Below are 15,095 nucleotides of genomic sequence, written 5' to 3'. Positions count from 1 at the left end.
CGCGGACCGAAGGCTATCGAATCAGCCAGCGAAAACGAAAGCGGGTCGAAGAGATATTTGGCTGGCTTAAGACGGTGGGCGGAATGAGAAAGAGCCGATTCATTGGTCAGGCGAAAACCCAGATGGCGGCCTTCATATCCGGCGCGGCCTACAACCTTCTCAGAATTGCGAAATTGAGCAATTCGAGGGCGGAAGCATGAAGTGGTATCCGAAACTGCCCGTCGGAGCGTCCTCCGATGCGCGATTCGGCACCTCGAATCGAATTGAAAAATCAAATCTCGCCGTGAAGTCGCCATGAAAATTACGCTGGGGCCCTTTGCTGGTGAGGAGTCTGGCGCTTTTGCATCACCCTGTTAGCTTTCCGAGCCTCTTCGCTTCTGCCTTTTCCTTTGCCGAATAGGTCCCTTCCTTACCATAGCCGTCAGACTCTACGCCCCAGACGCTTTCCGAGCCCCCGATTGAGTCCATAATGTGTTTGTCTAGGGAATTATTACTCAGAAACTCTCGCCTTTCCGCCAATCGCCTGGGTAGTGACCATCGATCCCACCAAACGCATTTCCCCGAACCGACCAATGCGCAGACCTGGAGAAACGCATACTGTGTGCCATCCAGTATTCGATAACTAACGAAATCGTAGGGCAAGCCATCGCATTCTTTCTCAAATCGAAGCAACGGTTCGTCAGACTTTAGCTCTCGCATATTCTGAAGTGCCCTACCAATATGCTGGGATGGACCCTTAAGCAAGGGCGAATTGTTGCGCCTAAAATCAATGGTGTTTAGTTCGAGCAAGGTTGTTGAAACATCTCTCAGCGGAAACCAGCGAGACAACTCTGGATGAGCCTCATACCGAAAGCCGCCATTGCCAGCAACGGCACGCTTAGCGATGGAGGAAACAACTATTTTCGCATCCAACGCTGGAGGTAGGGTACCGAATGGAGACTTCAACTGCGAAAAGAGCCAAATCGTATCTTTGGGGGCTACGCGTGCAGCCGGACCGGTTTTGGAACGCGTAACGTGATAGGTCGGTCTTGTGAACCCTTGGTCGTCCGGTTGGTTCTCTGCGAACCAGGGGTCATCTTCATCAATGAAGTTAACCATTTCGACCGAACGAGTTGTGTAGTGCGCGAAACTGGCCATCGGTAGTGCTCCATGAACCGATTGCGAATAACGAATAGGTCTTGTCCCTCGCACGACGGACGCCGTTTGGGAGTGCTGCAGGGCCAGCCCACGGATAACCGACGTCATTTTGCGCGACGAGAAGGCTGTTTTTTTGAATCAACGGGATGGAGGCGCCCCTCCCATCGATTCACAGGCCAGGGTCGGCTTGCTCCCCCTGAATCGGATCTACGAGGTGATCTAACGGAAACGCCGATCGAGTGTCCCTCGTCCACCATTCTCGCCTTCAAGCCCCCCGGTCCGGATCAAGCCTTCTTAATTCCTTCGATGAGCCGTCGCAATGCGTCCTTTACCTTGTTGGACTTGTCGTCCGACGGCAGCATGTCGATCAGGAAGGAGAGTTGATTGGTGGCCGAATCCTGCTCGCAGGCGCTGCCCAGCCGTCTCAGAATGTCGCGTGTTTGGGCGACCAGGGTGTCGAAGACTTCCGGATTGCAGATGCAGGCGTCAGCTCGGCCGTCGTAGCAGGCCCACAGGGCATCAATCCGATTCGCCGCGACGTCAGTGAGTGCGTGGAAGAATTCCCGGCTCTCCGCGAAGCGGCGCCTGCCGTTTTCAGCCCCAGCCTGCAGCAGGCCGGCGAGCTCCCCGGCGCGCGCGTCGAACCCGGTGCGCTCGCCCCTGGCGGCGATCAGGAAATCGCCCTCCAAGGCATTGAACAAGGGGTAGTAATCCCATTGGCCGTCGCGCTGATGCGAGTGATCTGCGGCTCGCCAGTAGGCCGCTTGCATCTCGAGCAGGCATGGCTTGATGTCCTTGTAGTTTCTGCGCGCGTGGTGGGCCTGGGCTGCGCGTTTCCAATACGATCCGACGAGCGATAGCCGCTCGACGCTCTCTCCTATTTCGTTCAACTGCTTCAGCCGATTGTGACCTCGCTCCATCAACTCGGCACCCGCCTCATGCTTGTCGTCCTCGCGGGACCGGAGCAGCTTGGCGCCGTGCCGGATTTCCAGGTTGGCAAGCTGCTCCAGCGCCTTCAGGCTCGAACAGCCATCTTCCATGGTCAAGGCGCCCCGGTAGTGGGCGATGGCGCGGTCGAGCTCACCGAGCTCGGCCCAGGCGCTGCCGAGTTTTTCGCGAACCGAGGTCTTTTGGAAATCTGGGCCGTGTGCGGCTTTGTCGATGCCCTCGATCCACGAACGGTAGTAGTTCTTCTTGTCGTCATCGGTGGCCCCTTGAAGACGCGCGCAGACCATGTCGAGGTCGGCTACGAGTTCGCTCGCGTGGGTGTAGTCGGCGCTCTCGATCGCACGGGCCCGGGTCTCCGGAAACTTGAAGCGCTCGTCTCCGTAAGCCTGGAAGGCGCCCCAGGTGTTGCTTAGCGGGTGTTGACGGTAAGTGGCTTTACGCGCCTCGAGCACCGCCTGACCGAAACGCTTGCCGGCGAACATCTCCTCGTAAAAGGTCTGCGCAAAAGTGTTCGCGGCGCTGTCATCCACCGCCCACCCGGCCGCGATGACGGCCTTGCATCCCATCTCGATGAACTGCGTGGCCAGGTTGGCAGCCAGTTCGCCCCACCGCGGCTTAGCGTCCTCCGTCATGCTGCCGAGGTGGCAACAATTGATGAAGACAAATTCGGGAACATGGCGGAGTTTGTTGACCTGCGCGGCGGTGAGGTAGGTCCTGGGCCCGAGGACCATGCCCGTAAGCTTAGTTTCCTTGTCCTTCACGACGCCGTGACCGGCCAGGTGCATGAAGCGGTAGCGCCCATAGAACAGGGCCTCGAAGACCTGCTGGGCGCTTGCGCGGTTGAGCGCGGCGACCTCGTAGCCCTCGCTGGAGAACGCCTTGGCAACCCCTCTTGCCTCGGCTTGCGCGCCGGGAAGTTCGACCATGCCCGATTGCGTATCTCCGACGATGAAGGCTCGCCCTTCGGTCACCGTCGGAACCTTGCCGCGGCCGTGGGCCGATGCAAGCTGCCGGACCACCTCGACGCGCGCGGCAAGCGGTGCAACTTCGGGCTGATCGCTGTCGCGCATGAGCTCCCAGGGATAAGTGGCGGCCGCGGGATCGACCGACATCATCAAGGTGCGCACTTCGGCCACGGCCTGCTTCATTCCGTTGGGCACCATGAGCTCGAACAGGGCACGTGACAAGCCTGGCTGGTCCAGGGTGGCGCGGGTGATCGAGTCGATCAGCCCGTCAACAGCCTGGCGCTGGTCGGCCTCGACGATGACCTCGTTACGCGCCCGATCGGTGATAACCGTAAAGTGCAGGCCGCCCCCTAAGTCGGCCACAATGTGCACCCGGTATGCCCCCGGCTCGCCGCCGCTTGCGCTGCAACGACCGCGATAGCCTCCCGCGCCGGGGCGCAGGCGCCCGTCGAAGCGCACGGCCTCGCCGACGCGCGCCTCTCCGACCATCTCACGCAGCGCCTGCACTGCAGCAATGGCGCGCTCCTCGGCCTCTTCGTAGAGGGTCAGACGAGCGATTCGGGTCGCTGTCCTGATCCGCCCCAGCGCATCGTTGGCATGGCGCAGAGCATCGACAAGGCAGCGCGCGCCGACCTCGATCGTGAGGCCGGTGAATCCGGTACCGACCAGCAGCGCCGAGACCGAGAGCCGCTCGGTATCAGCCGCGTCGGCACGGTGGCACTGCTCGTGGCTACGCGCGTATTCCAGCAGGCCGTTGGTGAGCGCCTGGGTGAGTTTGCCCGGCAACAGCTCACCGACCGGCCCGAGGCCGACAACGATGGCGCCACCGGGCTTACCCCCCTGCTCGGGATGCAGGAAGGCCATGGCGTCGTCAGGCTGGCTGGGGTAGCGGCCCAGGCCATAGGTGCGCGCCAATTGGCCGCCGAGATGGCCATCGAGGAACCTGGCGCTGCCGCGCAGGCTGTCGTTCGCGTAGGCGCCGATGAGGACGGGCGATTCGGCGCAGGCCAGACTACCGTGGATGACTTCGATCTCGGCGGGCGCTTCCTTCCTGGCCGCTGGGCGCTTCGTCGGGCGGGCACCGCCCGCGGCCGCCGCGAGGACTTCGTCGATGCTCGGATACAGCGCATGGCTTTCCAGGCCGCGCGGGCGGAAGACCGGTGCGCTCTCGCCACGCCCGGCGGGCGGAATGCGCGTCAGCGCGTAGTGCCGGGTATCGCCGGTCTCGATCAGCTCCCGATAGGCCTCGAAGGCCTTTTCGTGATTGGCCAAGTCACCATGCGCGGCCTCGGTGTACCAGACTCGAACACCGGCCGGGATACCGGTCTTCCAGGGCACACGTCCGTCGCCCTCATCGATGACGCCGATCTCGACCTTGCCCCCGACGATACGAACCGCGCTTGGCGTCGGCGCGCGGCCCGCGACATAGAGGGTGCACTCCGGGTCGAGTGGCGCGTCGCGCAGCGCGGCGATGGCCTCTCGCGCCTTGTCCAGTGGATCCTTCTGAGGCGGCATCCAGGAGCTGCCCTTTTTCGGATCCTGGTCCTGGTCGTACCAGCTCTGCCAGAGGCCAACGTCGAAGTAGTCCACGCCGTCGACGGCCCGGCCGCTCTCGCCGGGCCAAGGCAGAAGTTCGAGCACCCCCGGGAAATCCCGCACGATCTCCAGGAATTCGCGCATGTCATGGCGCCAATCGAACCAGCGCTCGATTGTTTGAATGAAGTCGTCTCGTGCCATGAGCACCGCTGCGATGGAATGCGAGCCCTTGTTGGGCGTACCCAGTTGCAGCAGTCGGCTGCCGGGGATGCTCTTGAAATCCTCCCAGCGATCCTTCATCGCCAGCCGCGCAACCAGGCCACCCATGGAGTGAGCCACGATGCGCAGCGCTTGGCCTCGCCCTTTGGCGTCACTAATGGCCTCATCGAGCTTTGCTCCGAAGAGCTCGGCCGCGTTGGTGATCGACAGACGCCAGTCGTAGGCGAAAGGCCGAACCTCGTGGCTGTCGGCCAGGTGGCGCGCCAGCTTCTCGTAGTTGCGGTCCATCCAGCCGTCCGGCGTGACCCGACGGGCATCCACCTTCAGTTTGGCCATCTCGCCCGACCACATGCTAAATGGCTCGAACCAGATGCGGTTGCTGCCCTGCTGGATGTGACTGCCCATGATGCCGGGCAACAGGAAGACGATCGGTGCATCATCCTTGCGTTTGGTCCTTCTGCCACCGCGGCTGATCTCGGCCTGGGACGGACCCTGCAGCAATTCGAACGCGCTGTCGTCGCCCTTGAGCGCGGCGAGCAGCGCCAGGGCACTTTCGTCGCGCTCGAAATAGCTGAAGTGGGTAACCTCCGGGCCGGATACCGGCTTTTGCCGAACGCCCTCCAGCCGCGCCGCCCCGCCGCTCATGGATGGCGTGTTCACGACCAGGTCGGTTTCGCCATCATAGAACACCTCGGACAGACAATCGCCCAGCCACGGCAGCAAGCCGTCGCCCCGAAAGTCGCCGGCGAGCACGTGCACAGGATGCTGGATCTTCACGTCCGGTGCGTTGAGCAGGCTCACCAGCGGCGAGTCGGGCATCATCGCCTCGACGCCCGGGAGGATTCGCGCGTCGGCGCGTTGCTTGACCACGGCGAGCAGGAACTGCTTCAGCAGGCCGTAACCCTTGGCGACCGGCATCACGCCGGGGATCGCCTTGCCCGCCGCGTCGAAGCCCTTGCCCAGGAGGTTCAACATCACGCTGGCCCAGCGGTCCAGCCGCCCCGAGGCAAGTGTCGTTCCGCGCGCCGGGCAGGCGACCCGCACGAATCGCTCGACCCGAATCTGGCGCTTGCGCAGCTCCCGGTTGAGGTCTCCAAGGCGCTTCGCGTCGGCCTCGAAGCCCTTGCGCCCGAGCCGTCCGGCGTGAGCCAAGAAGCGCTCGATCTCGGTGTCGGTGAAAGGCTCCAGGTCAACGCGATTGGCGCGCGCCAGCAGCTCGCCAACCATTCCGCCACGCGAATGGCTCACCAGATGCAGACGCGCGCCCTTGGGCAAGGTCTTGACCAGATCAAGGGCGTTGGTGATGGGGCTTTCGGTCAGGCTGCGGTGCTCAAAAGCGTAGATGCGCGGGCCGTAGGTCGCGACCAATTGCTCGCGGTATTTACGGTTGCTCCACAGATCCTTGAAGCTTCCTTCTGTCGAGGACGCGGTACCGTGAATGAAGATCAGGGTCGGCTCGGCGGACTCGGGCAGCGAACCGACCTTGCTCAGCCCGAAGGCATCTGTCGCGCAGCGATACAGGCCATCGTGGTCGTCCAGCTGCGCGTCCTGGAAGGTGCCGGCCGCGATCAATGCGGTCATGCCGGCTGGTCCCTGCCGGTAAATACGCAGCCCCTTGAGGATCCAGCTGCCCAACCCGTCCCGCGTGGCACCGCCAGGCAAGCGCAGTCCGGAAAGGCGCAACGCCTGGCCAACCTCGAACCGACCGGCCTCGCCGGCGCCGCGTTCCGCGGCCTCACCGAGATAGCGCCCGGCGTCCTCGGCGGCCACCAGAATGCGGGTGCCGTTGGCCAGCTCCAGTTCGATTACTGCATCTAGCGCAAGGGCGTCGGGTGCAACCTGCTGCTTCTCGCCTCGAGACAAGCCATCGAGCTCATAAGCCTCGACTTCCCACCCGGTAAGCGCGGAGTCATCCTTCTTGCGCGTGCCGTCGATACGCAACGCGACTTGGTGCTGGTCCTCGCTCATCTCGCCCCCTGATCTGTTCTTATTCCGCGCGTGCATTTCTCATGCTCAGCGAGTCGGACTGCATAATTCTTGGCGCATTTCTGAAGCCCCTGAAAGTAACTGTAGATGCATTTCCCGAGGCTTACCAATGATGCATAGCGTAGGCGATTGTGCAACGAGGAATGATCGGTGATGGGTAGCCGCGGAGATCCCGCGAATGACCGCCAGCATTCCTGGACGATCATGCTCTCGAGAGAGATGGCACGGCAAATTCGGCACGGTCGCTAAGTGCGCGCTCCGCTCGGATAGCCGACGGAATTAGCGAAAAGATAGTCCGCGAAGTGGCCCTGTTCAGATCACCGCAGCGCAGGCGTGAAAGCGAGCGAGCGCAACGCCCAGGCCTATGGCACTTACCCATATGTCGCTCATCCGCTAAAGATGTCGCGGCTGGCTATTAGGCGGGACGGGGAATCTGGCGGATGGGCAAGGAAAACAGCTCGGCGATGGCATGAGCCGACCCTCAGGTTGGGCATGACCTGGCGAAGAACACTCGCGCATCACGCCTCTGCTCTGCGTAACTGAAGATCGAGAATAGTCGAATGTCAAGCCGCTGTGGCGCGCCAGGCAACCTCAACGAACGGGCCGAGTCAGCAGCATTCGACGACGGAAAAATGCCATATCCGGGACTAGAGATTTGTACTATACATTCTCGTAGAACATCGCGAATGGCATACGCAATAGCGTCGATCCGTCAGCTAACGGGGAGCCCAGATGTGAGAGGGAGAAGATGATGTCAGCTTCTAAGAAGTCCACCGCACACGATTCAGCGTTGCGTTACTGTGCCCAGCCGCCACGTGCACCGCGAGCCTTTGACGCCACGGTGCACCCTCAACGGGTACGCGCGATAACCAATTCGGACAAGAAATGGGTAAATGGAACGCAATTGACGTATCACATGTTTTCTTCTACATCGACTCAAGTTCCACGTAGCTGGCGGGGCATTGATGCCGATCTCGTTGCCGTGCGAAAGGCATTCGATACGTGGGCCAAGATTGGCTTGGGAATTACCTTCCGAGAGGTCCATCGGCCGGAAGACGCGATGATTCGCATCGGTTTTGATTCGAGTGATGGATCGTGGTCCTTCGTCGGCCGAGACGTGCTTACTGAACGCAATCCGCTGTCGAGAACGATGAACTTCGGGTGGCCGCTTACTACGGCGTACGGTGCCGATACGGCGCTGCACGAGATTGGTCATACTCTGGGCTTGGAACATGAGCATCAAAACCCTTTCGCGGGTATTACCTGGAACGAAGCGGCAGTTCGCGCGTACTTTAGAAACCCGCCTAACAGTTGGGATGACCGAACCATCGATTGGAATATTCTCCGTAAGATTAGCAGCGCTGAGGTCAAGGGGACTACTTGGGATCCGGACTCAGTTATGGAATATCAATTCGATGCTGGGCTGATACTTGCGCCTGCCAATTACAGCAATGGGTTGAAACCTAAGGGAGGGCTGTCGAAGCCCGACAAAATCTGGGTGGCTTCGTCTTATCCTGGCACGAAGCCGAGTGAGGCATTGACAGCTCTAGTCCCCGCGAAATCCGTGTTGCTGGCGATTGCGGCGGGCGAGACGCGCACCTTCTCGTTCAAGCCTCCCCGCACTCGTACATACCGGATCGGCTCCTTTGGCACGGCAGACACCTTGCTTGTGCTTTTCGAGGCTGCACCCACCGGAAATGTGCAGATAGCGGGCGACGATGATAGCGGCGCGGACCGCAACGCTTTGATCACGATGCGCTTAGTAGCGGGCCGCGAGTACGTCGTGGGAATTCGACTCTACTACGCGGAATCGGCAGCCGAGACCTCGCTAATGGTCTGGTAGATCCGTCCGGGCAGGCGGCAGGCCGCCGAATATCACGAAGTTTGGGGGTAACAGATGGATTCGCGCATTGTAAGGGTGCTTGCCTTGCCCCTCCTGTTGTGTGCAATCGGCCCACCGCAAGCAGCAGCTTTCGACGCGAACGCAGTGCTGGAAGATATTAGTGCGGCGCGAAATAAGCCAGCATCAAGAGCGCCGCGCGGCACCGCTGCAGCACCTGCGGTCGTCAGTACTAGCGAGCAGACCACCCGCGCGGCGAAGGAAGAGGAAGCTGCATTCCGGCTTCTCTCGACCTGCGAGGGGCGCTTCGGCTCGCTTCAGCGGACGCTAGAGCGCCAAGTCAGCCGAGCCGAAACAATTTCGCTCTTCGGCGGGGTCATTGGAGTACTTGGCGCCGTGGCGACCTGCCCGCATTGTGCCGCGTTCGCGGCCGGCCTTGCCGGCCTCGCCAATCCATTGCAGCAGACTTTTCGTGCTAACGCTGACACACCGCAGGACACCAAGAACCAACTCGACAAGCTTTCGGAAAAAATTGAGATCGAGCTTGATGCGTATCGCAAACTGCCTCCCGCCGTGCCCGGCGACGAGTTTTTCGAGCCCAATCTTCGCGCACGGTTGGACGCGCTATTTACGCTCACGGCTTCATGCCAATTCTACTCAACCAGCGCCGCGATAGCCAAGGCAACCCCCTGACCAGGACAATATTGAGGAGCTTATATAGTCAGCCCTGTGAAACCGCAAAACATCATACAGACCAAGTTCCACAAGAAGTACCAGTGATGGAAATGGCAATCCGAAGCCCAGATGGATGCCTTATAAAGCGCCCATAATCTGCTAGCTGAGGCCATACAAGCGCAATGGCCGTTCCGGCCGAGGACGGGTCGTCGGCCTTATGTAGAGCTCCACATAAGGCCGAGGAGTTCGCATCGGCTATCCGGCAGGTTTCAGAGTGGAGCCGTCGCTTGAACGGAGCCTATGCCGGATGGGCGACCGGCAGCAGTTGGCCGGTATCTGCAGTTCGGGTGCAAGCGGTCAAACAACGATTCAGACGAAGGCACTGCCGGTTGCTGTGATATAGCGGAGCTGATGGCCCGCGGCCCGAAATCGTTGGAGCGCTGAACATGACACGTCGGCCGATTTCACCGAATTTGCGAGCACCATTTCGCGTCTTTCAGACCTTGCTGCCGATATCGGCTAACCGCGCCTCCCGCGCGTGTCTACAGTGCATCGTGGAGTGCGCCGCGAGGAAGGGCGCGAAAGTCATGGCGGGAGGTGAATGCGATGGCCGGGAAGGATGCCGGGTCCCCCGGGCGCCGGCGCTTTATCGAACGATGCGTCGCGCTGGCCGGAAGTTCGGGTGTGGTGGGCTTGTTGCTCGCTGCGCACGGCAGACAGGCCGCGGCGCTGCCGGCATGGGCGATCCGTCCTCCCGGTGCGCTGGCCGAGGAGGATTTCGCGGCGGCATGCGTGCGCTGCGGCCTGTGCGTGCAGGCCTGTCCGTTCGATATCCTGGAGCTTGCTCCGCTTGGCCGCGCGGTGCCGCTCGGAACGCCCTATTTCGTTGCCCGGCAAGCGCCCTGCGAGATGTGTGCCGACATTCCCTGCGTTGCGGCCTGTCCGACCGAGGCGCTGTCTAAGGCGCTCGATCACATCGAGGATGCGCGGATGGGCATCGCCGTGTTCACGGGTGCGGACACCTGCTATGCGGTAACCGGCTTCGCGGAGTGCCGCGCCTGCTTCATGGCCTGTCCGCTGCGCGGCCGCGCGATCACCATGGAGCGGCGCCACAGCGAATCGCGCGGCTATTTCCAGCCGACTGTACATCCCGATGCCTGCACCGGCTGCGGTAAATGCGAACACGCCTGCGCCACCGTGGAAGCATCGATCAAGGTCTTGCCGGTCGCGCTGGCGCGGCACGACCCGCGTGCCCCATGAGGCGGCGCGGCGTGTTGGCGCGCCATCGCTGGCTGATCATGCGGCGACTGGTGCAGTGCGGATTGCTGGCGCTCTTCATGGCCGGCCCCTGGCTGGGGATCTGGTGGTTGAAGGGCAATCTTGCTTCGAGCGTGATCCTCGATACCGTCGCGCTTTCCGATCCGCTGATCGTGCTGCAGTCGCTGGCCGCGGGGCAGGGGCGGGGCCTCGCCGCGATTGGTGGCGCGCTGACGGTGCTGGCGATCTACCTGGTGATCGGCGGGCGCAGCTATTGCGCGTGGGTGTGTCCGATAAATCCGCTCACCGATGTCGCGGCGGGGCTGCGCAGTCGCCTTGGTCTGGGGCCCGGGTGGCAGCCGTCGCGCCGGATGCGGCTATGGATCCTCGCGGCCCTGTTGCCGTTTTCGGCTGTGACCGGCTTGATCGTCTGGGAGCTCGTCAATCCGATCACCATCCTGCAGCGCGGACTGGTGTTCGGTATGGGCCTCGGCTGGACGGTCGTGCTGGCGGTATTCCTGTTCGACCTGCTGGTCAGCCGGCGGGGCTGGTGCAGTCACCTGTGCCCGGTAGGCGCCTTTTACGGTCTTGTCGGCAAGGCCGCGGTACTGCGCGTGAATGCCGCGGGCCGGGCTGCCTGCACTGATTGCGGTGCGTGCTTCCGGGTATGCCCCGAGCCTCAGGTGATCGCGCCGGCGCTCAAGCCCGCGGATGCGGCAGCGACCCCGGTGATCCTGAGTGGCGACTGCATCAACTGCGGGCGCTGCATCGATGTCTGCGACGACAAGGTGTTCGAATTCGGGCTGCGTCGGGTGACGCAGCGCAAGCCGGCGGGTGAAATCGTCGGCGGATCGCCGAAAGGTTCAGCGCGCTGAACCCGCTGAATGGGCCGGGTGGCGCAGGGTTTCGGAGGGAAGTTCGCCGAACATCGTCTTGTAGTCCGCGGCGAAATGCGAAAGATGCCAGAAGCCCCAGCGCGCGGCGATATCGGCGATCGTATCGGTTTCCGGATTGGCCCGACGAAGACTTCTGCGCACACCATTGAGGCGCATCGCGCGCAGGAAACTCACCGGGTTGAGCTCCAGCACGTCCTGGAAGCTGTATTGCAGGGTGCGGCGTGACACGCCCAGGGTCTGGCACAGGTCGGCGACGGTGATCGGTTCGTCGATGTGTTCGTGCATGTAATCGCGGGCCGCCGAAACGATGCTGCGGCGGGCATTGCTGGTGGGCGTGGGGAGCGGCACCTCGGTTTCGTTGCCGATCGATGCGACGAGGCTCGCGCATACCCCTTGTTCGAGCGCCTTGCGCATCTGCGGATGGCTCAGCATGCCCGGTGTGGATTGGATGCTGGCGAGCACGGTGAGCAGGAAAGCCCGCAATTCCGCGGCCTGGGTCGCGGTGGCGGGCACCACGCGCTGGCCGGCGAGTTCGGCCTCGAGGTCGCGTTGCTCGACCTGCATCGCATATTCGTTGAGGGTGAGCGTATCGACCGTGACCGCCACCACGTCGAGGCTCCGCGGGGTGCGAAAGTCGAGCACGTCGCCACCGCGCAGGGTGATGATCGAGTCGCGATGGAATACCTCGCCGCAGTACCAGCCTTCGCCATCGATCGCCACCGGCACGCCAAAGGTGCGCGAGCCTTCCCAGGCGAGGCCGCCTTCATGCACCGTCTGGTTCGTGCGTTCGCGAAATACCTGCAGGTTGCCGAACCAGGCTTCTTCCAGGTGGCCTTCGAAGCGGCCCGGTGAAAGCTGCTCGTAGCGTTGCTTCCAGTGCTGCAGACCCTCGGCGTGCTCGTCCGCATCGGAACTGAGCACCTGGTTGAGGCTGTACGCGCCGGGTTCTCGGTGAAGTGCCTGCAGGGCTTCTGCAGCAGTGGTCATCAGGTCTCTCCTTGGGGCGGTCTCGCGTCTTTGGCGAGACGTCTCGCAACCCCGTTTTTTACTTTAGACATAAAGCGGATCCGTTTGCAAGCGTTTCCTCCGCATGCTGCAGCTGCGCACGGAAATGGTGCGTCGCACACAAAAATCCCCAATTTGGACAATGACTTGCACCAAATCGGGGTTGCCGATTTGGGATACCGCCCGGCACGCGTCGTGGGTCAGCATGGATTCCGGCAGCTGGCTCGCAGGCAATACAAGGAGCCCGCCAAGGCATCGCGGGGACACCGCGGTGAATGACTCAGAGGCGCCAGGCGAGGCTCGCATTCCTGCCTGGCGCCGCGAACACAAAGGAGGTTCACGTGCTTCGAAAAACCCTGGCGGGAATCTCGGTCGCAGGCCTGCTCGCGCTCACCGGCAGCCTTGCGCATGCCGAGTTCACGCCCGAGATCGTGTCGGTCGGCAAGCTTGCGCCGGCAGATCCGTACCGCATCTACCTGTCGGACGTGGCGATCAACCACATCGTCGACGGCAAGCTGCATGTGATCGATGGCAAGAACATGCATTACCTCGGCATGGTCGCCACCGGCTATGCGGGCCAGTCGACGCTCTCGCCCGATCGCAAGACCATCTACGTCGCCACCACCTACTACTCGCGCTTGAATCACGGCGAGCGCACCGACGTGGTGGACATCCATGATGCTTTGACGCTGGCGCACACCGGCGAGATCGTCATTCCGCCGCGCCACGCCCAGTCGCTGAACTACAAGGGCACCATCCGCACCTCGTCCGACGGACGCTGGCTGTTCGTGCAGAACGCGACACCGGCCACCTCGGTGACGGTGGTCGATCTTGCGGCGGGGAAGGTGGCGTCGGAAGTGCAGACACCGGGCTGCTGGATCGTGCTGCCGGCCGCGGGCACGCCGGGCCGCTTCTCGACGGTATGCGGTGACGGCACGATGCTCACCGTCACGCTCGATGCGGACGGCAAGCCGGCGACGCAGAAGCGCAGCGCGAAGTTCTTCGACGCCGACAAGGATCCGATCTTCATCCATGGCGAGCAGGACGGCGACGTGTATCGCTTCGTCTCCTACGGCGGCGATCTCTACACCGCAAACGTCGGTGGCGAGACGGCCAGCTTCGAAGCGCCGTGGTCGCTGCTTTCGGCAGGCGAGCGCAAGGCCGGTTGGCGCCCCGGCGGTTACCAGGTGCTCGCCGAGCACAAGGCCAGCGGCCGTCTCTACGTGGCGATGCACGACAAGTCCTACGAGGGCAGCCACAAGAATCCGGCCAAGGAGATCTGGGCCTTTGACCGTGCCAGCCACAAGCGCCTCGGTCGTGTCCCCGGCAGCAACGCGATCGCGGTCGCGGTCAGCCAGGGGGAGGCAGCGCGGCTGTTCGCCTTCGACGCGGTCAAGGGTGGCATTGCCTCGTACGACGCCAGTGGCCTCAAGCCGCTGGGCCGCATCGAGGGCGTTGGCGACACCCCCAACCTGATGGAGATGCAGTGATGGATGCCTTCATGACCGACCCGGTCCTGGCGCGCAGCTGCGGTGCCCTGCTGGCGGTGGTGCTGCTCACCGGTGCCTGGCAGAAGCTGCGCGACCTGGCCGTCTTCCGTGCCCAGGTCGAGCTCTACCGGCTGTTGCCCGAGGTGTTGGCGGGCGGCTTCGCGCTGGCCTTTCCGGTGCTCGAAGTCGCGGCCGGCACGGCGCTGCTGTTCGAGGCCAGTCGCGGCATCGGGCTGGCGCTGACCCTCGTGGTGCTGGGTGTGTCGACTGCCGGCGTGGTGATCAACCTGCTGCGCGGCCACACCGCGATCGACTGCGGCTGCGGCGGCGCGGAAGGCCACACCGAGCTGTCGTGGGCCTTGCCGGCACGCAATGCGGTGCTGCTGGCAGTGGCGATCGTCGCCGGCCAGCCCGGCAGCGACCGCGCCCTGATGTGGATCGATTACCTCTCGGTGGCGGGGGCAACGCTTGCCTTGTTCGCCCTCTACGCCACCGCCAACCAGCTCATTGCCAATCAACCCCGTCTTGCCCAATTGAGGAGCGGATCATGAACGAAGCCCTGATGATTTCGAACGTCTTGCTGTGGATCGCCGTACTTGCGGCACTTGTCGGGCTGTTTGCCCTGGCCCGCCAGATCGGCGTCCTGTACGAGCGCGTGGCCCCGATGGGGGCGCTGATGATGGATACCGGTCCCAAGGTCGGCGAGCCTTCGCCGGTATTCGACCTCACCACCATCACCGGGAACGCGGTGGTCAGCATCGGTCGCGCGCGCGACAAGAGCACCCTGCTGTTCTTCCTCTCGCCGACCTGCCCGGTATGCAAGAAGCTGCTGCCGATCCTGCGTTCGATCCGCTCGAACGAGGGGAGCTGGCTCGACGTGGTGCTGACCTCGGACGGCGAGCAGCCCGAGCATCTTGCCTTCATCGAGAAGGCCGGGCTGCAGGCCTTCCCCTACGTGCTGTCGCGCGATCTCGGGATCGGCTACCGCGTTGCCAAGCTGCCCTACGCGGTACTGCTCGATGAGCACGGACGCATCGTCGCCAAGGGCCTGGTGAATTCCCGCGAGCAGCTCGAGAGCCTTTTCACCGCCAAGGAACTGGGCGTCGCCTCGGTGCAGCAGTTCATCGACCAGCAGGCCTGA

The 15,095-nt window shown here is 62.8% G+C and carries 11 protein-coding genes; 8 read left to right on the top strand and 3 right to left on the bottom strand.

What is annotated here, in order from left to right:
- Window positions 1-200: transposase (locus GQB03_RS07770; protein WP_159686980.1), on the top strand; the 200-nt coding region annotated here is incomplete at its 5' end.
- A gap of 145 nt (window positions 201-345) precedes the next feature.
- Here GQB03_RS07770 and GQB03_RS07765 read toward each other — a convergent pair.
- Window positions 346-1,137, bottom strand: coding sequence for a hypothetical protein (locus GQB03_RS07765; protein ID WP_159686977.1), 792 nt, complete (start codon window positions 1,135-1,137; stop codon window positions 346-348).
- A 284-nt stretch (window positions 1,138-1,421) separates the two neighbouring features.
- Window positions 1,422-6,773: a DUF7379 domain-containing protein gene (locus tag GQB03_RS07760; RefSeq protein WP_159686972.1), complete on the bottom strand. Its 5,352-nt coding sequence runs from the start codon at window positions 6,771-6,773 to the stop codon at window positions 1,422-1,424.
- A gap of 769 nt (window positions 6,774-7,542) precedes the next feature.
- Here GQB03_RS07760 and GQB03_RS07755 point away from each other — a divergent pair.
- The 4 genes from GQB03_RS07755 (at window position 7,543) to napH (ending at window position 11,438) form a co-directional block, all read left to right on the top strand.
- The gene (locus tag GQB03_RS07755) at window positions 7,543-8,634 is read left to right on the top strand and encodes a M12 family metallopeptidase (protein WP_159686966.1); all 1,092 of its coding nucleotides are present in this window, start codon (window positions 7,543-7,545) and stop codon (window positions 8,632-8,634) included.
- Window positions 8,635-8,688: 54 nt separating this feature from the next.
- Window positions 8,689-9,324 carry a hypothetical protein gene (locus GQB03_RS07750; protein ID WP_159686963.1) on the top strand — a complete coding sequence of 212 codons (636 nt, stop codon included), beginning with the start codon at window positions 8,689-8,691 and terminating at the stop codon, window positions 9,322-9,324.
- A 588-nt stretch (window positions 9,325-9,912) separates the two neighbouring features.
- On the top strand, window positions 9,913-10,566 hold the full coding sequence (locus GQB03_RS07745) for a MauM/NapG family ferredoxin-type protein (RefSeq protein WP_159686960.1): 654 nt from the start codon (window positions 9,913-9,915) through the stop codon (window positions 10,564-10,566).
- On the top strand, window positions 10,563-11,438 hold the full coding sequence (gene napH, locus GQB03_RS07740; RefSeq protein ID WP_159686957.1) for a quinol dehydrogenase ferredoxin subunit NapH: 876 nt from the start codon (window positions 10,563-10,565) through the stop codon (window positions 11,436-11,438). Before GQB03_RS07745 ends, napH begins: the two co-directional genes overlap by 4 nt.
- Here the strand turns inward: napH and GQB03_RS07735 are convergent.
- A complete protein-coding gene (locus GQB03_RS07735) occupies window positions 11,427-12,446 on the bottom strand; it encodes a helix-turn-helix domain-containing protein (RefSeq protein WP_159686954.1) in 1,020 nt (339 codons plus the stop codon). The genes napH and GQB03_RS07735 overlap by 12 nt on opposite strands.
- Window positions 12,447-12,805: 359 nt before the next feature.
- On the opposite strand from GQB03_RS07735, the gene GQB03_RS07730 reads away from it, so the two are divergent.
- Genes GQB03_RS07730 through mauD form a run of 3 tightly spaced genes read left to right on the top strand, consistent with a single transcriptional unit; the run spans window position 12,806 to window position 15,095 of the window.
- The gene (locus tag GQB03_RS07730; RefSeq protein WP_159686951.1) at window positions 12,806-13,954 is read left to right on the top strand and encodes an amine dehydrogenase large subunit; all 1,149 of its coding nucleotides are present in this window, start codon (window positions 12,806-12,808) and stop codon (window positions 13,952-13,954) included.
- A complete protein-coding gene (locus GQB03_RS07725) occupies window positions 13,954-14,505 on the top strand; it encodes a MauE/DoxX family redox-associated membrane protein (RefSeq protein ID WP_159686948.1) in 552 nt (183 codons plus the stop codon). Before GQB03_RS07730 ends, GQB03_RS07725 begins: the two co-directional genes overlap by 1 nt.
- Window positions 14,502-15,095 (top strand): methylamine dehydrogenase accessory protein MauD, encoded by a 594-nt coding sequence (mauD, locus tag GQB03_RS07720; RefSeq protein WP_159686945.1) that lies wholly within the window; start codon window positions 14,502-14,504, stop codon window positions 15,093-15,095. Before GQB03_RS07725 ends, mauD begins: the two co-directional genes overlap by 4 nt.

The organism is Cognatazoarcus halotolerans, assembly GCF_009800965.1.
Lineage (GTDB): Bacteria > Pseudomonadota > Gammaproteobacteria > Burkholderiales > Rhodocyclaceae > Cognatazoarcus > Cognatazoarcus halotolerans.
This window is presented reverse-complemented; position numbering and strand designations above follow the sequence as displayed.